General features: G+C 57.8%; 16 protein-coding genes. 15 read left to right on the top strand and 1 reads right to left on the bottom strand.

The features are described from left to right. Nucleotides 1-50 precede the first annotated feature (50 nt). Genes nhaA through G5229_RS08715 form a run of 4 tightly spaced genes read left to right on the top strand, consistent with a single transcriptional unit; the run spans nt 51 to nt 2,918 of the window. Nucleotides 51-1,241: a Na+/H+ antiporter NhaA gene (gene nhaA / locus G5229_RS08730; RefSeq protein ID WP_421208967.1), complete on the top strand. Its 1,191-nt coding sequence runs from the start codon at nt 51-53 to the stop codon at nt 1,239-1,241. Between the two features lie 38 nt (nt 1,242-1,279). Continuing rightward, the gene (locus G5229_RS08725) at nt 1,280-1,645 is read left to right on the top strand and encodes a hypothetical protein (protein WP_216954529.1); all 366 of its coding nucleotides are present in this window, start codon (nt 1,280-1,282) and stop codon (nt 1,643-1,645) included. Continuing rightward, nucleotides 1,632-2,564 (top strand): transcriptional activator NhaR, encoded by a 933-nt coding sequence (gene nhaR, locus G5229_RS08720; RefSeq protein WP_005340434.1) that lies wholly within the window; start codon nt 1,632-1,634, stop codon nt 2,562-2,564. Before G5229_RS08725 ends, nhaR begins: the two co-directional genes overlap by 14 nt. A gap of 51 nt (nt 2,565-2,615) precedes the next feature. Beyond that, nucleotides 2,616-2,918 carry an ArsR/SmtB family transcription factor gene (locus G5229_RS08715; protein ID WP_421208966.1) on the top strand — a complete coding sequence of 101 codons (303 nt, stop codon included), beginning with the start codon at nt 2,616-2,618 and terminating at the stop codon, nt 2,916-2,918. Between the two features lie 49 nt (nt 2,919-2,967). Here G5229_RS08715 and rpsT read toward each other — a convergent pair whose 3' ends face one another. Next, nucleotides 2,968-3,231 carry a 30S ribosomal protein S20 gene (gene rpsT / locus G5229_RS08710; protein WP_005308808.1) on the bottom strand — a complete coding sequence of 88 codons (264 nt, stop codon included), beginning with the start codon at nt 3,229-3,231 and terminating at the stop codon, nt 2,968-2,970. 191 nt (nt 3,232-3,422) lie between these two features. Between rpsT and murJ the strand changes: the two genes are divergently transcribed. The 11 genes from murJ to G5229_RS08655 all read left to right on the top strand — a co-directional run bounded on the left by murJ (nt 3,423) and on the right by G5229_RS08655 (nt 16,941). Beyond that, nucleotides 3,423-4,985 (top strand): murein biosynthesis integral membrane protein MurJ, encoded by a 1,563-nt coding sequence (murJ, locus tag G5229_RS08705; protein WP_421208965.1) that lies wholly within the window; start codon nt 3,423-3,425, stop codon nt 4,983-4,985. A gap of 154 nt (nt 4,986-5,139) precedes the next feature. Then, nucleotides 5,140-6,114, top strand: a complete 975-nt coding sequence (gene ribF, locus G5229_RS08700; RefSeq protein WP_111901026.1) for a bifunctional riboflavin kinase/FAD synthetase — start codon at nt 5,140-5,142, stop codon at nt 6,112-6,114. Beyond that, nucleotides 6,114-8,975: an isoleucine--tRNA ligase gene (gene ileS / locus G5229_RS08695; RefSeq protein WP_421208964.1), complete on the top strand. Its 2,862-nt coding sequence runs from the start codon at nt 6,114-6,116 to the stop codon at nt 8,973-8,975. The genes ribF and ileS overlap by 1 nt, the downstream gene beginning before the upstream one ends. Continuing rightward, a complete protein-coding gene (lspA, locus tag G5229_RS08690; RefSeq protein WP_005340447.1) occupies nt 8,975-9,472 on the top strand; it encodes a signal peptidase II in 498 nt (165 codons plus the stop codon). Before ileS ends, lspA begins: the two co-directional genes overlap by 1 nt. Next, entirely contained in the window at nt 9,469-9,921 is a 453-nt protein-coding gene (gene fkpB / locus G5229_RS08685; protein ID WP_005340448.1) for an FKBP-type peptidyl-prolyl cis-trans isomerase, read from the top strand. The genes lspA and fkpB overlap by 4 nt, the downstream gene beginning before the upstream one ends. Further along, complete coding sequence (gene ispH / locus G5229_RS08680) at nt 9,921-10,856, top strand: 4-hydroxy-3-methylbut-2-enyl diphosphate reductase (protein ID WP_227341909.1); 936 nt, start codon at nt 9,921-9,923, stop codon at nt 10,854-10,856. Before fkpB ends, ispH begins: the two co-directional genes overlap by 1 nt. Nucleotides 10,857-11,111: 255 nt before the next feature. Beyond that, nucleotides 11,112-11,615, top strand: coding sequence for a type IVa pilus pseudopilin TppE (gene tppE / locus G5229_RS08675; protein WP_100646794.1), 504 nt, complete (start codon nt 11,112-11,114; stop codon nt 11,613-11,615). Nucleotides 11,616-11,629: 14 nt separating this feature from the next. After that, nucleotides 11,630-12,025, top strand: coding sequence for a type IV pilus modification protein PilV (gene pilV / locus G5229_RS08670; protein WP_272950156.1), 396 nt, complete (start codon nt 11,630-11,632; stop codon nt 12,023-12,025). Continuing rightward, complete coding sequence (locus G5229_RS08665; protein ID WP_421208963.1) at nt 12,022-13,122, top strand: PilW family protein; 1,101 nt, start codon at nt 12,022-12,024, stop codon at nt 13,120-13,122. The genes pilV and G5229_RS08665 overlap by 4 nt, the downstream gene beginning before the upstream one ends. Nucleotides 13,123-13,133: 11 nt before the next feature. Next, nucleotides 13,134-13,610, top strand: a complete 477-nt coding sequence (locus tag G5229_RS08660; RefSeq protein WP_123173790.1) for a pilus assembly PilX family protein — start codon at nt 13,134-13,136, stop codon at nt 13,608-13,610. Between the two features lie 10 nt (nt 13,611-13,620). Then, on the top strand, nt 13,621-16,941 hold the full coding sequence (locus G5229_RS08655; RefSeq protein WP_421208962.1) for a pilus assembly protein: 3,321 nt from the start codon (nt 13,621-13,623) through the stop codon (nt 16,939-16,941). Nucleotides 16,942-16,949: the final 8 nt, after the last annotated feature.

Genomic DNA, 16,949 nt, shown 5'->3' with positions numbered 1-16,949 from the left:
TGTTGCAAGGGATAGACTCAAACCAAAGCAATACGGTGGAAAATTTAACCATGAGTGACGTAATCAAAAAGTTCCTGAAGCTGGAGGCCGCCTCCGGAATTATTCTGATCATGGCTGCCATGCTGGCAATGATTTTAGCCAATACCGCGCTGGCTGGCGGGTATCAGGCGTTTCTCGACACGCCGGTGCAGGTGCGCATCGCGGCCCTCGACATCAACAAGCCGCTGCTGCTCTGGATCAACGATGGCTTTATGGCGATCTTCTTCCTGCTGGTTGGTCTGGAAGTGAAGCGTGAAATGCTGGAGGGGGCGCTCTCCTCCCGGGTGCAAGCGACTTTTCCGGCTATTGCGGCGGTGGGCGGCATGCTGGCTCCGGCATTGATCTATGCCTTTTTCAACTACTCGGACGAAGTGGCGCGCGCTGGCTGGGCGATTCCGGCTGCGACCGACATCGCCTTTGCCCTCGGGGTGATGGCGCTGCTCGGCAAGCGGGTGCCGGTGAGCCTCAAGGTATTCCTGTTGGCGCTGGCCATCATGGATGACTTGGGTGTTATCATCATCATCGCGCTTTTCTATACCCAGCAGCTGTCGCTGGAGGCGCTGGCCATCGGTATTCTGGCAACCCTCACCCTGCTTTGGATGAATCGCCGTGGTGAGGACAGGATCAGCCTCTACATGCTGGTCGGTCTGGTGCTCTGGGTTGCGGTGCTCAAGTCTGGTGTCCATGCGACCTTGGCGGGTGTGGTGGTGGGCTTTATGGTTCCGCTTAACGGCAAGCGTTACGCCTCGCCGCTCAAGTATCTGGAGCATCAGCTGCACCCCTGGAGTGCCTATCTGATCCTGCCGCTGTTTGCCTTTGCCAACGCAGGGGTATCGCTGGAGGGGATTGGTTTCTCCTCCCTGCTGAGTCCGGTACCTATGGGGATCATGCTGGGACTGTTTATCGGCAAGCCGCTCGGGGTGTTCACCATCAGCTGGCTGTCGGTCAAGCTGGGCATCGCCCAGTTGCCGCCCGGGGTCAACTTCAAGCAGATTTTTGCGGTCAGCATCCTCTGTGGCATCGGGTTCACCATGTCGATGTTTATCGCGTCACTGGCCTTTGAGCATGGTGGGCTAGATTACGGCAGCTACTCGCGCCTCGGGATCCTCGTTGGATCCAGCATTGCAGCGCTGGTTGGCTATCTGGCCTTGCGATTGTCACTCCCCAAGAGTGATGGGGACCAGAATGCGGAGGGTTTATGAGAAAACAGGCATGGTTACTGCTCTTCTTGGTCAGTCCTATGGGATTAGCTGGCGGGTTTGAAGAGTGTCGACAGGAGGCTGGTTCGGCCAGCTGTTCGGCCTATCTCAACGGGGTGGTGGAGAGTGCTCTGATGTTGGGGGACAAGCAGGCTAAGGCTCGTTTCGGCGAGACCTTCTCCGAGCGGGCGTTGAGCAGTCGGGCAGGGGAGATGGTCAAGCGTTCCAACAAGCGTTATTGCGCTGACCGAATGCCGGACAAAGCACGCCTCAAGGCCAGTCTGATGGAGCAGTTTGGCGCGAACAAGGTTGACTCGGTTAGCGACATGTATGACATTCTGGCGGTTGAACTCAGCTGCTACCGGAGTCCGCGTCAAGCGGGAACCCCATCGGATGTCACACCTTAATTACAACCATCTCTACTATTTCTGGATGACTCAGAAGAAGGGCTCCGTTACCCAGGCTGCGGAAGCCCTTTTTTTGACCCCGCAAACCGTCACCGGTCAGATCAAGCTGCTGGAGCAGCGCCTCGGGGGCAAGCTACTCAAACGCAAGGGGCGCTCTCTTGAGGCGACCGAGCTGGGCCAGCTGGTGTTTCGCTATGCCGACAAGATGTTCAGCCTCTCCTACGAGATGCTCGATATCGTCAACTACCGCAAGGAGAGCCAGATCCTGTTCGACGTCGGCATCGCCGATGCCCTCTCCAAGCGCCTTGCCAGCCGCGTGCTGCTCTCTGTCATCCCCAATGATGGTTCCATCCATCTGCGCTGTTTCGAATCGACCCACGAACTGCTGCTGGAGCAGCTGAGCGAGCACAAGCTCGATATGATCCTCTCCGACTGTCCGGTGGACTCCAGCCAGCATGCGGGCCTGCTCTCCAAACGGTTGGGCGGCTGTGGCGTCAGCTTCTTCTGCAAGGCGCCGTTGCCTGAAAAGCCCTTTCCCGCCTGTCTGGAAGAGCGCAAGCTACTGATCCCCGGTCGCCGTACTGCCATGGGGCGTCAGCTGACCCAGTGGTTCGAGCAGCAGGGGGTTTCTCCCAGCATTCTTGGCGAGTTTGATGATGCCGCCTTGATGAAGGCGTTTGGCTTCTTCAATCAGGGCATCTTCATGGCTCCCACCATCTATCGGGAGGAGATCCTTGAGGGGGAGGGGGTGATGCTGATCGGGGAAACTCAGGATCTGATGGAGGAGTATTACGTCATCTTCGCCGAGCGAATGATCCAGCATCCGGCGGTGAAGCGGGTCTGCGAGAGCGATTTTACCTTTCTCTTTTCCGGCCAGGAGAACTTCTCCGCCATCCAGCCGGCCACCCTGTCGTTTTAAAACGGCCCGTCACCACGTATCATCGGCGATCAGTGGTAGAGGAGAGATGTGATGCAACTTGAAGAGATGGAAGCCAATGCGAGTAAAGCAGTGGCCTTGCTCAAGGCGCTGGCTAACGAACGGCGACTGTTTATTCTGTGCCGGTTGCTGGAGCGCGAACTGTCGGTGGGGGAGCTCAACGAGCGATTGGGATTGAGTCAGTCGGCCTTGTCACAGCATCTGGCGCTGCTGCGGCGGGATGAGCTGGTGACGACGCGCAAAGAGGCCCAGACGGTCTACTATTCGCTGCGCAGCCATGAAGTGCGTGAAATGATCAGCTTGCTGCATCGACTTTATTGCAGCGCAGATAAATAAAAAACCGGCACTAAGGCCGGTTTTTTCAGCTTTGATCAGCAGAAGCTGATTAAGCCATAGCTTTGATCTGGGCAGACAGGCGGCTCTTGTGACGAGCAGCTTTGTTCTTGTGGATCAGGCCTTTGGTCGCCATACGATCCATGATCGGCTGAGCAACAGCGAAAGCGGCAGTCGCAGCAGCTTTGTCGCCAGAGGCGATAGCAGCAATGACTTTCTTCAGGTAGGTACGGGTCATGGAACGACGGCTGGCGTTGTGCTGACGGCGTTTTTCTGACTGAAGAGCGCGCTTCTTAGCAGATTTGATGTTAGCCAAGGTAAAACTCCTAAAACTGTCTTAGCGAGTGTATTGAAAAGGCCCGGAAATATGCCCTTCCAACCACATATTGTCAAATGATTTGTGCAAATAAACACCGCCTCCCGGTGGTGTGTCAGTAGGGAGACGGTTAAACTGTCGGCCGATTCTAGCAGCATTCTTTTCATTCTGACAGTTCCAGAGGCCTCGTCTTGAGTAAGAAATTGATCAAATCCGGCATGATAGTGTCCGGAATGACGCTGGCATCCCGTGTAATGGGCTTGGTTCGCGATGTGGTCATCGCAAATCTGCTCGGTGCCGGGGTGGCCGCCGACGTCTTCTTTTTTGCCAATCGCATTCCCAACTTTCTGCGTCGCCTGTTCGCCGAAGGTGCCTTCAACCAGGCCTTTGTTCCCGTGATGACGGAGTACAAGAAAAATGGCGACGAGAGGGAAGTGCGTGAATTGCTGGCGGCGGTTGCGGGCACGCTGGGGGGCATAGTGACTGTGGTCACCCTGCTCGGTGTGCTCGGTTCGGGTGTACTGACCGCGCTGTTTGGCTGGGGCTGGTTCTGGGACTGGCTGCATGGCGGCCCTGCGGCCGAGAAGTTCGAGCTCGCCAGTCTGATGCTCAAAATCACCTTCCCTTACCTCTGGTTTATCACCTTTACCGCCATGGCGGGGGCCATCCTCAACACCTTCGGCCGCTTTGCGGTCTCGTCGTTTACGCCAGTGTTTCTCAACATCACCATGATTGCGGCGGCCTGGTGGATTGCGCCGCTGATGGACAAACCTGAGATCTCGCTGGCGATTGGTGTCTTTTTGGGCGGTTTGGTGCAGTTTCTGTTCCAGTACCCCTTTTTGCGCCAAATCAACATGTTGGTGTGGCCCAAGTGGGGATGGCATCACCCCGGGGTGGTGAAGATCCGCACCCTGATGATCCCGGCCCTGTTCGGGGTATCGGTCAGTCAGATCAACCTGCTGGTCAACACCATGCTCGCCTCCTTCCTGGCGACCGGTGCCATCAGTTACCTCTACTACTCGGATCGCCTGCTGGAGTTCCCCCTCGGTCTGTTTGCGGTGGCCATCAGTACGGTGATCCTGCCTGCGCTGGCGAAAAAGCATGTGGATGCCGATCCGGCCGACTTCTCCCGCACCATGGATTGGGGGGTGCGGATGGTGATGCTGCTCGGCCTGCCCGCAATGATAGGCATTGCGGTGATGCGCGAGCCGATTCTGCGGGTGCTATTTATGCGCGGCGAGTTTGGCCTGCATGAAGTGAGCATGTCGAGCGCCAGCCTGCTGGCCTCCACCACCGGTCTGCTTTCCCTGATGCTGATCAAGGTGTTGGCACCCGGTTACTACGCCCGTCAGGACACCAAGACGCCGGTGCGGATTGGGGTGATGTCGATGATTGCCAACATGGTCTGCAACCTCCTCTTCATCTATCCGCTCGGTTATGTTGGCCTGGCGCTCTCGACCGCTTGCTCGGGCACTCTGAATGCGGCCTTGCTGTTCAAGGGGTTGTACCAGCAGAGCGTCTATCGCCCCTCCCGCCATACCGGCGTGTTCTGCCTCAAGCTGCTGGTCGCCAGCGTGCTGATGGGAGGCGTGCTCGCCTACCTGTCGCCGGATCTGGCCCAGTGGGGCACATGGAGCATGGGCAAGGCCAGTTTGCAGCTGACCATGCTGCTGTCGCTGGGGGCCGGGGTCTACGCGGTGGTGTTGCTACTGCTGGGCATTCGGCCGCGTCATCTTAAATCGGGGCAGCAGTAGTCGTGATCCTGCGGCGCCATGGGGATAGTGCCTCATGGGACCACGAGGCTCGGGATTGGGCCCGGATAGTTGAAATCAGGCTATGAGGGCTGACCCTGCCTGCTGCCTGATATATAATCCGCCGATTTCCATGGCAGCAACGCACAAGGCACTGATGGAGCTTATTCGCGGCATTCACAATCTCAAGCCCCGTCACCGGGGATGTGTATTAACCATTGGCAACTTTGATGGGGTTCATCAGGGTCACCATGCGGTATTGGCACGTCTCAAGGAGAAAGCGGCCCAGCTGGGATTGCCCGCCTGCGTCATGCTGTTTGAACCGCAGCCGCTGGAGCTGTTTGCCGGCACGGCGGCGCCCGCCCGGCTGAGCCGGTTGCGGGAAAAGTACGAAGCGCTGCAGGGGCTGGATATCGATCGCATGCTCTGCGTGCGCTTCAGCCACCGCTTCGCCGAGCAGGCGGCTTCGACCTTCATCGAGCAGTTGCTGGTGGAGAAGCTCGGGGTGCGCTATCTGGTGGTCGGCGATGATTTTCGCTTCGGCAAGGGGCGGGAAGGGGATTTCCACCTGCTGGAGGAGGCGGGCCATCGCTTCGGTTTCGAGGTGATCAGCACCCAGAGCTTCCAGCTCGAACGGCAGCGGGTCAGCAGCACCCTGGTGCGTGAAGCCCTTAAGGCGGGCCGGATGGCGGAGGTGGAGCTGATGCTTGGCCGCCCCTACACCATCAGCGGCCGGGTGGCCCACGGCGACAAGCTAGGGCGCACCATAGGTTTTCCCACTGCCAATCTGGCCCTCAAGCGTCAGGTGATCCCGGTCGGTGGCGTGTTTGCGGTGGAAGTGATATGTTCCGGCAAGACCTTCCCCGGTGTAGCCAATGTGGGTGTACGGCCGACCTTGAGCGGTACACAAGCCAGATTGGAAGTACATCTATTTGATTTTTCTGGTGATCTATATGGTCAGCAGGTCAAGGTGCTGCTTCGCCACAAGCTGCGCGAAGAGCAGAAGTTTGCCTCTTTCACTGCCTTGAAAGAGCAGATCGAACGAGATGCCCTGGCGGCCCGAGCCTGGTTCGGGCTGCCACAATTCAATTTACCCAGCACTCTTTTAGAAAAGAAGGGAACCCAGGACTGATGAGCGACTATAAACACACCCTGAATCTTCCGGAAACCGAGTTTCCGATGCGTGGCGATCTGGCCAAGCGCGAACCCAACATGCTGAAACGTTGGTACGATCAGGATCTCTACGGCGCTATTCGCCGCGCCAAAGCGGGCAAGCCTTCTTTCATTCTGCACGATGGCCCCCCCTATGCGAACGGCAACATTCACATCGGTCACTCGGTCAACAAGATCCTCAAAGACATCATCATCAAGTCCAAGGGCCTCTCCGGTTTCGATTCCCCCTATGTGCCGGGTTGGGATTGCCACGGTCTGCCTATCGAACTGAAAGTAGAAGGCATGGTCGGCAAGCCGGGCGAGAAGGTTTCCGCTGCCGAATTCCGTGCCGAGTGCCGCAAATATGCCAAGACCCAGATCGAAGCGCAGAAGACCGACTTCATCCGTCTGGGTGTGCTGGGTGACTGGGAACACCCCTACCTGACCATGGATTTTGGCACCGAAGCCAACATCATCCGCTCCATGGCCAAGATCGTTGAAAACGGCCACCTGCACAAAGGCTCCAAGCCGGTGCACTGGTGTACTGATTGTGGCTCAGCGCTGGCTGAAGCCGAAGTGGAGTACTACGACAAGAACTCCCCCTCCATCGATGTGCGCTTCAAGGCCGTTGATGAGGCGGGCGTTGCCGCCAAGTTTGATTGCGCCGAAGGCCACACCGGCAAGGGCCCGATCTCTGCGGTGATCTGGACCACTACTCCGTGGACCCTGCCAGCCAACCGCGCCATCGCCATGCACGCCGATCTGGACTACGCACTGGTGCAGGTTGAAGGTGAGCATCCCGAGCGTCTGATCCTGGCCGCCGAGCTGGTCAAGGATGTGATGGATCGCGCCGGTATCGAGAAGTTCCACAATCTGGGCTACGCCAAGGGTGCCGCGCTCGAGTTGCTGCGCTTCAACCACCCCTTCTACAGCTTCGACGTGCCGGTGGTACTGGGTGACCACGTCACCCTGGATGCCGGTACCGGTGCCGTACACACCGCCCCTGGCCACGGTCAGGAAGACTTCGTGGTCGGTCAGAAGTACGGTCTGGAAGTGGCCAACCCGGTTGGCAGCAACGGTGTTTACCTGCCCGATACCGAACTGTTTGCCGGTCAGCATGTGTTTAAGGCCAATGCCTCCGTGATCGAGGTGCTGACCGAACGCGGCGCCCTGCTGCACCACAAAGTGTTCAACCACTCCTATCCGCACTGCTGGCGTCACAAGACCCCGATCATCTTCCGTGCCACCCCGCAGTGGTTCATCAGCATGGAGCAGAAGGGTCTGCGCAAGCGCGCGCTGGAAGAGATCGAGCGCATCGAGAAGGACGGTATTGCCCAGCAAGGCCAGAGCGGCTGGGTACCGGCCTGGGGTAAAAACCGCATTCAGGCGATGGTCGAGAACCGTCCTGACTGGTGTATCTCCCGTCAGCGCACCTGGGGTGTGCCCATCTCCCTGTTCGTCCACAAAGAGACCCAGGAATTGCACCCGGAATCCGTGCGCCTGATGCACGAAGTAGCCAAGCGGGTCGAGCAGTCCGGCATTCAGGCATGGTGGGATCTGGACAAGGCCGAGCTGCTGGGTGCCGATGCCGACATGTACGACAAGGTGCCTGACACTCTGGATGTCTGGTTTGACTCCGGTTCTACCCACGCTTCCGTGGTTGATGCCCGTCCCGAGTTCAACGGCAAGCCGGCCGACATGTATCTGGAAGGTTCTGACCAGCACCGTGGCTGGTTCATGTCCTCCCTGATGATCGGTGTGGCGATGAAAGACAAGGCCCCGTACAACCAGGTGCTGACTCACGGTTTCACTGTGGATGGTCAGGGTCGCAAGATGTCCAAATCCATCGGCAACGTGGTCAGCCCGCAGGACGTGATGAACAAGCTGGGTGCCGACATCCTGCGTCTGTGGGTAGCGAGCACTGACTACACCGGCGAGATGACTGTCTCCGACGAGATCCTCAAGCGCTCTGCCGATGCTTATCGTCGTATTCGCAACACTGCCCGCTTCCTGCTGGCCAACCTGAACGGCTTCAATCCGGCGACCGACATGGTGGCACCTGCCGACATGGTAGTGGTGGATCGCTGGGCTGTGGGTCGTGCCAAAGCGGTACAGGCCGAGATCATGGCTGCATTCGACGAGTACAACTTCCACGGTGTAACCCAGAAGCTGATGCAGTTCTGCTCCATCGAGATGGGCTCCTTCTATCTGGATGTCATCAAGGATCGCCAGTACACCGCCAAGGCCGACAGCCTGGCCCGTCGCTCCTGCCAGACCGCCCTCTATCACATCGCCGAGGCCATGGTGCGCTGGATGGCGCCGATCATGAGCTTCACCGCTGATGAAATCTGGGCCCTGCTGCCGGGTGAGCGCGGCGAGTTCGTCTTCACCGAAGAGTGGTACGACGGCCTGTTCGGGCTGGAAGCGGGTGAAACCCTCAACGACGATTTCTGGGCCGAGATCCTCACCGTGCGTGGTGAAGTGAACAAGGCGCTGGAAGTGGCCCGTGGCGAGAAGCGTATCGGCGGCTCCCTGCAGGCCGAACTGACCCTGTTCGCCAAGCCGGAGCTGGCTGCACGCCTGAATGACCTGGCCGATGAGCTGCGCTTCGTGCTGCTCACCTCCAAAGCCAAGGTGGTCGTGGCTGACACTGCGCCGGAAGGCTCTGTGGCGACCGAGCGTGATGACCTGTGGCTGAGCGTGGCCCAGTCTGCCGCCGCCAAGTGCGACCGCTGCTGGCACCATGTCGAAGATGTGGGCGCCATCGCGGGTCACGAAGAGATCTGTGGTCGCTGTGTGACCAACGTTGAGGGTGACGGCGAAACTCGTCAATTTGCCTGATGAACATGACTCAACATAAAAGCGGCCTGCGTTGGCTGTGGCTGGCAGTGCTGGCCTTTGTACTGGACCAGGCGAGCAAGCTCGCCGTGGTCAAGTTGCTGCCATTTGGTTACCCGGGGGTGGAGATCACCCCCTTCTTCAATCTGGTTCACGTCTACAACAAGGGCGCCGCATTCAGCTTTCTGGCTGATCAGGGGGGCTGGCAGCGCTGGTTCTTCGCGGTGCTGGCTTTTGCCATCTGTGGATTGCTGATCCACTGGCTGCGCAAGCAGTCGGTGACCCAGCGTTGGAGCGGTATCGCCTATTCACTCATCATCGGCGGCGCCCTCGGCAACGTCTTTGATCGACTGGTGCTGGGCCATGTGGTCGATTTTCTCGACTTCTACTGGCAGCGTGCGCACTGGCCGGCATTCAATCTGGCCGACAGCTTTATCTTTATCGGGGCCGCCATGATCGTGCTGGACGGTTTCCGTGGTGAGAAAAAGGAGCAGGCATGAGCCAGCAGATCACCGCTAACAGCAGCGTGCTGTTCCACTTCTCCATCAAGCTGGAAGATGGCTCGGTTGCCGACAGCACGGCGCTGCACGGCAAACCTGCCCGCCTGCGGATGGGCGATGGCAGCCTGACCCCCACCTTCGAGCAGTGTCTGCTGGGCCTGTGCGAAGGGGAGAGCAAGAGTTTTACTCTGGCGCCGGAAGAGGCCTTTGGTCTCTCCAATCCCGACAATATCTACCATCTCGACCGTGCCAAGTTTGGCGCCGAAGTGGAGCCAAAAGTCGGCACCATCATCCTGTTCGATCAGCCCAATGGCAGCGAGCTGCCGGGCATCATCCGGGCGGTAGCAGGAATGTCGGTGACGGTCGATTTCAACCATCCGCTGGCTGGTCATACCGTTACCTTCGAGGTGGAGATCCTGGGCGTTGATGATGAGGAGAAGGTGCATTAATGGATATTCTGCTCGCTAACCCTCGCGGTTTTTGCGCCGGTGTCGATCGCGCCATCAGCATTGTCGAGAGCGCGCTGGAGAAGTTCGGGGCCCCCATCTATGTCCGCCACGAAGTGGTGCATAACCGGTATGTGGTGAACAAGCTGAAAGAGGCGGGCGCAGTCTTCGTCGAGGAGCTGGACGAGGTGCCGGATGACAGCATCGTCATCTTCTCTGCCCATGGCGTGGCCAAGACAGTGCGCGAGATGGCCAAATCCCGCGCCCTCAAGGTATTCGATGCCACCTGTCCGCTGGTGACCAAGGTGCACATGGAGGTTCATCGCGCCAGCCGCAAGGGCTCCGAGGCTGTGCTCATCGGCCACGCCGGTCACCCCGAGGTGATCGGGACCATGGGGCAGTACGAGAATCGCGAAGGCGGCATGTATCTGGTGGAGACGCCTGAAGATGTGGCCAAGCTCAAGGTGAAGAACCCGGATGACCTCTGCTTTGTCACCCAGACCACCCTGAGCGTGGATGAGACCTCTGACGTCATCGATGCGTTGCGCAAGCACTTCCCCAAGATCCAGGGGCCGCGCAAGGACGATATCTGCTACGCCACCCAGAACCGTCAGGATGCGGTGCGGGAGATGGCAGGGCTGGTGGACGCCATGCTGGTGGTGGGGTCTCGTAACTCCTCCAATTCCAACCGTCTGCGCGAGCTGGCCGAAAAGGTGGGCGCCAGAGCCTATCTTATCGACGATGCGTCGATGATTGAGGCGAGCTGGCTGGAAGGGGTGAAGGCGATAGGCGTCACTGCCGGCGCATCCGCCCCCGAGGTGCTGGTGCAGTCCGTGATTGCCCGCTTGCGGGAGCTGGGAGGCAAGGTGGTCGCCGAGCATCCTGGCCGTGAAGAGAACGTGGTGTTTGAAGTGCCGCCAGAGCTGCGGATCCTCTGATCCCTCTCATCTCGCTGGATGTCGGTTTATTGCCAGAGCCACCTCGTTGAGGTGGCTTTGTTTTTTTTGGCTCTAACGAGTCCTATTTTCATGTTCGCAACCAGATTGCAGCGAAAATTGATGATGCAGCTCGAACTTTTGCATTGCCGGGATTGAAACACCAAGTGCCCGGCATAGACTGCCAGCAAGCCCTTACTCTGGCTTAGCACACATGGAGTGTGTCTGTCCTCCTGGAACAAATCAGAGCGAAACAGGATGTTTTTGCGTTCAGGTTTTAGCCTTATCGAGCTTATGGTCACCATAGCGCTCGTTTCTTTGTTACTCACGTTGGGGGTTCCTTCCTTCAACGCTTTGCTGCGCACTATTTCTCTCAATACTCAGGCTAACAACTTTGTTGCGGCCATCAACCTTGCCCGCTCAGAAGCCATTCGCCGCAACACGGTAGTGACCCTCTCCGCCTCTGCCGATAACCTGACCCAGCATCACTGGGAGGCTGGCTGGCAGATCTGGGTCGATGGCAACGGTAACGGCATACTGGATAATGGTGAGTTGTTGCGAGGCTTTCCCGACATGGGGGGCGGGGTATTGAGCAGCAATACCTCCCTGCTGCGTTTTAATAGCGAGGGTTTTCTTGATGGCCGCACTCCGTTGGCACGGGTATTTTCCCTGCGTCCTGATGAGTGTCGAAATGAGCCCTCCCGTGATATCAACATCACAGTGGCTGGTCGCCCTTCCATTACCGAGGCTAGCTGCCCATGATGCGAGAACGGGGTTTGTCACTGCTTGAAATCATGATCTCGGTACTGGTGCTCTCCATCGGTATTCTGGGCATGGCGACTCTGCAACTGCAGGCTCTCAAGAGTAACCAGTCGGCGCTGACGCGTACCGAGGCGACCCAGTATGCATACATGATCAACGACATGATGCGGGCCAATCGCAGTGCGGCTCTGAACGGGCAATACAATATCGACTTGGGCGAAACTGTCTCGGGTAGCTCTATGGCGGTTCAGGATCTGCAACACTGGAAGCGGGTCGTAGCCGAGCTACCAGGTGGCGATGGCGCCGTATCGGTCAGTGCCGGAAGGGCCACCATCACTATTCAGTGGGATAGCAGTCGGCTGTCGACTGATCCAGCGTCGCGCAGCATGATCCTGAGGACGGACCTATGAGCAGGAGCGGTTTGCCGCTACACCAGCACGGGATCGGCTTGGTCGAGGTGATGATCGCCCTGGTGCTCTCGCTGATAACGGTGGGGGTCATGATTCAGGTGTTTCTCGGCAATCACAAAACCTATCTCACTGGCGAGGCCATTGCCCGGGTGCGGGAAGATAGCGGATTTGCCACCAATCTGCTGCAAAAAGAGCTGCGTATGGTGGGCTATCAGGGGTGTCTCAGCAAACAGGGGGCCAATATCACCAATACCCTCAATAACAGTACGGCACTGCCCTACAACTTCACCACCTTTTTGCGTGGTTACGACAATGTGACGTCCACTTTGCCAGCCGAGCTGTCTGCTCTGTTCAGCGGTTCCGAGCCCAGACCCATGCCGGGTAGCGATATCCTGTTGGTTCAGGGGCCGGTTGGGGTTGGGGTTCCGCTCAGTCGTGATAATCATAACAGTGCCGCCCAGCTGTTTGTGCAGCAGCTATCCAGCAAGGCCGACTATTGTGGTTCCGGCGCACAGGGTTATAGCGATCTGTGCGAGGGAGATATCGTCATGGTCTCCGACTGTCAGAAGGCCAGAATATTTCAGGTCACCAAAGTACAGGGCGTGGCAGGGGGGCGTGAGGTCAATATCGTCCACTCCAATGACAACAAATATACGCCAGGCAATGCCAGCAGTTCCTGGGGGGGGGCCAGCAGCCCACCCGAGGAGCGGTTTGGTCTTGGCTCGGTCGTGAACAGGGTGGAAACCCGTCTCTACTATATCGCCCGCCCCTCAGCCAGCAGCCCCTATGCGCTTTATCGCAAGAACGGGGTGGCTGCAGGTATGCCCCTTATCGAAGGGGTGGCCAATATGCAACTTACATTCGGCGAGGATCAGAACCGGGATCGGGCGGCAGATCGCTATGTGAGCGCCGCCAGCAATCCAAACTGGAACAATGTACTGGGGATTGGAGTACAGCTTCTTATGCGCAGTAACCAAGGCAATGTGGTGTCGTCTCCGCAGGCCCTTAGCTTTGCCGGAACCACCTTCCGGGCGACCGATCGCAACTGGTACTGGGTCGCCGAAACCACAGTTGCGCTGCGCAATCGGCTACCTTGAGGAGCCCAGTCATGATGGATCGACAGCAGGGGATGGCGCTGGTGATCAGCCTGATTTTTCTGGTCATGGTGAGCCTGCTGGGTATGGCCAGCATGCGTGGGGCGCAGTTGCAAGAGAAGATGGCGGGTAACCAGAAAGAGGCACTGCAGGCATTGCAGGCGGCAGAAGCGGGCCTGCGCGCTGCCGAGCGCTATATCGAGGCTGGCAACTCGGGTCCCTATGACAACAGCGCGGGCCTGTATGAATTTATCGACACCGCGGTGGATCCTGCCTCCCCTTCGACCGCCTGGCGTACCTATACCAACAGTGGTCTGGCGGGGCGCGCTCCCGAATACTTTATCGAACGGTTGCCCTATACCCAGGGGGGGAGCGAGGATCTGGCAGTCGATGAGCCCATCAGTGAGCGTCGTCTATATCGTATTACTGCAAGGGGATTTGGTCTCTCTGACGAGAGCCGGGTGCTGTTGCAATCGACCTATAGTCGCTAGGAGGCGGTGTATGGGCAAACTTGGTTTTGGCCTTTCAGTGATGCTCTGCTGTGCTTCGGCACAGGCGGCGCTCGATATTGCCCAGGTTCCCCTCTATCTCGGCACCCGGGCCGATCCCAATATCATGTTTACCCTGGATGATTCAGGCTCGATGCATTTCGAGATCATGCCCGAGTCCTTGATCGAGAACGATGCGCGTTATGTCTATCCACGCGCTAGCCAAGTCTACGGGAGTGATGATTACGACAACTATACGATCACCTTTGCCAGCGACAACGCCCGCAATGCCTACGTGCGCTCCAGCCATAACAACAAGCTCTATTACAACCCGCAGCTGACCTATCGTCCCTGGGCCAATGCGGATGGCTCCTTGATGGCCAATGCCAAAGTGACCTGTGCCCCTCACAACCCTATGAAGACGGCGGCCGGTTGTCGCAACCTGACTGAAACTAATCGGGCTTGGTGGGCCATCTATTACACTGATTTTTCTCCTTATTATTTCAACCGTGACGAGAGTTTCTGGCCGGCTGTCTATTTCGACTATAAGGGTAGCGGTAATGTGAAGCTGGCAAACAGCTATACCCGAGTGGAAATTCAGTCTGGCAAAACATATGGTGACCGTTCCAATCGCAGTGACTGCAAAAACGCTCCCGTTTGTAGCTATGACGAAGAGATCCAGAATTTTGCCAACTGGTATACCTATTACCGCTCGCGGATTTTGGCTGCTCGGGCAGGCGTGGGACGAGCTTTTGCCAGTCAGGGAGAGGGAATTCGGGTCGGCTTTGCCACCATCAATGCCAAGGATAGTGTTATTCGTGGTGTCACCCCTTTTTCGGGTACCGACAGAAGCGCATTTTTCAATGAACTGTATGGCCGCGATATTTTGGCGAAGGGGACACCGCTGCGTACCGGTCTGAAAGAGGTTGGGGAGTATTTTTCCCGCAGTGACAATAATGGCCCTTGGTCTGCCCGTGCCGGCAGCACGCTTCCTCATCTGACTTGCCGCCAGAGCTACAACATCCTGATGACTGATGGTTACTGGAACGGGGATTCGCCCTCGGTCGGCGATCAGGACCTGGATGGCATCAAGAACACCTTGGCGGACGTGGCCTTCAAATACTGGAAAACCGACCTGCGTGCCGATTTGGCCGACAAGGTGCCGGCCAGCACGGCGGATCCTGCCAACTGGCAGCATCTGGTCAACTTTACCGTCGGACTCGGGGTCAACGGGTCGCTCAATCCTGCCAACGGTATCCCGGGCAGTTGGCCGAATCCTTATGATTCCGATGAGTTCAAGATCGACGATCTGTGGCATGCGGCTGTCAACAGCAAGGGGAGCTTTTTCAGCGCGGCGGATCCGGATACCTTCGCCGCAGCCCTGAGCAGTACGCTGGCACAGATTGCCGCCCGTAACAGCTCAGCCAGTTCAGTGACCGCCAACGCAACCCGGCTGGACAGCAATACCCACATCTACCAGGCCCGCTACAACAGCGGCGACTGGTCGGGGCAACTGGTCTCGATCCCGCTGAACAGCGATGGCACCCTTGGGGAGATCGCTTGGGATGCCGCTACCTTGATCCCCGAGCCTTCGGCACGCAATATCTTCACCCGGCAAGATGGTGTCGGCATCCCCTTTCGTTGGGATACGCTGAATGTGACCAACCGGGCTCTATTCAATGTCGCTGGTGACAACCAGGGAGAAAGCCGTGTCGCCTATCTGCGCGGTGATCGCAGTGGTGAGCAGCGCAATGGTGGTGCGTTTCGTAATCGTAGTGATCTGCTCGGCGACATCATCAATTCTGATCCCGTCTACGTGGGCAAGCGTGATTACGGTTACAGCAGTGCAGCCGGTCTGACCCAGACCGAGCGGGAGGGTTACCAAGCTTTTCTAAGCTCGACGGCGATTACACGGCGCCCACCCATGCTCTATGTCGGTGCCAATGACGGTATGCTGCACGGATTTCGAGTCGCCGACGGTGTCGAGCGACTGGCCTATATCCCGTCCAGCCTGCTGGGCGAGCTGAATCAGTTGACCAGACCGAATTACAGCCATCGCTACTATGTGGATGGGACGCCCAAGGTGGGCGATGCCTATCTGGGCAGTCGCTGGAAGAGCATCTTGCTGGGATCCACCGGTGCCGGTGGCAAGGCGGTATTTGCCATCGATGTGACGGCCCCGGATAACTTCACCGCCGACAAGATGCTGTGGGAGTTCACCGATAGCGAAATGGGGGTTGCACTGGCGGCACCCACTCTGGTACGTGTCAAAGCCGACAACAAATGGGTTGCTCTGGTTGCGAATGGTTACAACAGCACCAGTCAGACTGCGAGGCTTTTTGTGCTGGATCTGGCGACTGGCGCCATCATCAAAGAGATTGATACCGAGGTAGGGTCTTCCAGCGAGCCCAACGGTCTATCTTCCCCCTTGCCGGTAGATCAAGACGGGGACAGGGTTGTCGACTATGTCTATGCCGGTGACCTGCACGGCAATCTGTGGAAATTCGATCTGACTGACAGAAACAGTGCCCAGTGGGGAAGTGCTTTGAAAACGGGCAACAAGCCCAAGCCGCTGTTCCAGGCCTGTAATGGCAGCTGCAGTGCCGGTACGCGTCAGCCGATCACCATGCGTCCTTTGGCTATTCGGCACCCTAAAGGGGGGGTTATGGTGATGATGGGGACTGGCAGTTATTTTACCAATGATGACAAACTGGTTCCCGCCACGCCGAGGCTGGAAGCGGTGTACGGTATCTGGGATACGGGGGCTACCGTGCTCAGTAGCCAGCTGTTGCAGCAGATCATCACCCATGAGTTTGTGGCCAACGGCACCACTATCAAGTTCAACGTGAGGGTTGTCTCCAACCGGAATGTCAATTACACCAGCCAAAAGGGTTGGTATCTGCTATTGAAATCGCCAAGCTTGAGCAAGGGGGTCGGTGAGCGGGCCGTCTCCGAGATGCTCTATCGGCATAAGCGACTGATCTTCAATACCTTGATCCCGTCGGCGGATGCCTGTGACTTTGGTGGCCGCTCTTGGTTGATGGAGCTGGATCCCATCTCGGGGGCCAGACTCACCTACTCGGTGTTCGACGTTAACGGCGACGGGGCTGTCAACGATGATGACTACGTCGCGATCAAGGATGATTCTGGTAATGACATCAAGGTGCCGGTCAGCGGCAAGCAATTTGATGAGCTCACCACGACGCCAAGCGTAGTGGAAGATGCCGAGATGGAGCGCAAATATATCAGCGGCTCCAGCGGAAATATCTCGGTCACGCTGGAAGAGGGGGCAGGCGATCTGGGTGGCCGCCAGTCCTGGTTGCAACTGGAGTAGAGGTTGGC

The organism is Aeromonas sp. 602396 (assembly GCF_049173735.1).
GTDB classification, from domain to species: Bacteria; Pseudomonadota; Gammaproteobacteria; order Enterobacterales; family Aeromonadaceae; genus Aeromonas; species Aeromonas veronii_A.
The sequence above is the reverse complement of the archived record's forward strand: the minus strand, read 5'-3'. Positions and strand labels throughout refer to the sequence as shown.

What these genes read in the sequence shown, in the direction of transcription:
- ribF (WP_111901026.1), top strand. Translation starts at nt 5,140, where the DNA reads ATGGAGCTTATTCGCGGCATTCACAATCTCAAGCCCCGTCACCGGGGA.
- tppE (WP_100646794.1), top strand. Translation starts at nt 11,112, where the DNA reads ATGTTTTTGCGTTCAGGTTTTAGCCTTATCGAGCTTATGGTCACCATA.
- nhaA (WP_421208967.1), top strand. Translation starts at nt 51, where the DNA reads ATGAGTGACGTAATCAAAAAGTTCCTGAAGCTGGAGGCCGCCTCCGGA.
- G5229_RS08725 (WP_216954529.1), top strand. Translation starts at nt 1,280, where the DNA reads ATGGGATTAGCTGGCGGGTTTGAAGAGTGTCGACAGGAGGCTGGTTCG.
- G5229_RS08665 (WP_421208963.1), top strand. Translation starts at nt 12,022, where the DNA reads ATGAGCAGGAGCGGTTTGCCGCTACACCAGCACGGGATCGGCTTGGTC.
- G5229_RS08655 (WP_421208962.1), top strand. Translation starts at nt 13,621, where the DNA reads ATGGGCAAACTTGGTTTTGGCCTTTCAGTGATGCTCTGCTGTGCTTCG.
- ispH (WP_227341909.1), top strand. Translation starts at nt 9,921, where the DNA reads ATGGATATTCTGCTCGCTAACCCTCGCGGTTTTTGCGCCGGTGTCGAT.
- nhaR (WP_005340434.1), top strand. Translation starts at nt 1,632, where the DNA reads ATGTCACACCTTAATTACAACCATCTCTACTATTTCTGGATGACTCAG.
- fkpB (WP_005340448.1), top strand. Translation starts at nt 9,469, where the DNA reads ATGAGCCAGCAGATCACCGCTAACAGCAGCGTGCTGTTCCACTTCTCC.
- ileS (WP_421208964.1), top strand. Translation starts at nt 6,114, where the DNA reads ATGAGCGACTATAAACACACCCTGAATCTTCCGGAAACCGAGTTTCCG.
- G5229_RS08660 (WP_123173790.1), top strand. Translation starts at nt 13,134, where the DNA reads ATGATGGATCGACAGCAGGGGATGGCGCTGGTGATCAGCCTGATTTTT.
- lspA (WP_005340447.1), top strand. Translation starts at nt 8,975, where the DNA reads ATGAACATGACTCAACATAAAAGCGGCCTGCGTTGGCTGTGGCTGGCA.
- G5229_RS08715 (WP_421208966.1), top strand. Translation starts at nt 2,616, where the DNA reads ATGCAACTTGAAGAGATGGAAGCCAATGCGAGTAAAGCAGTGGCCTTG.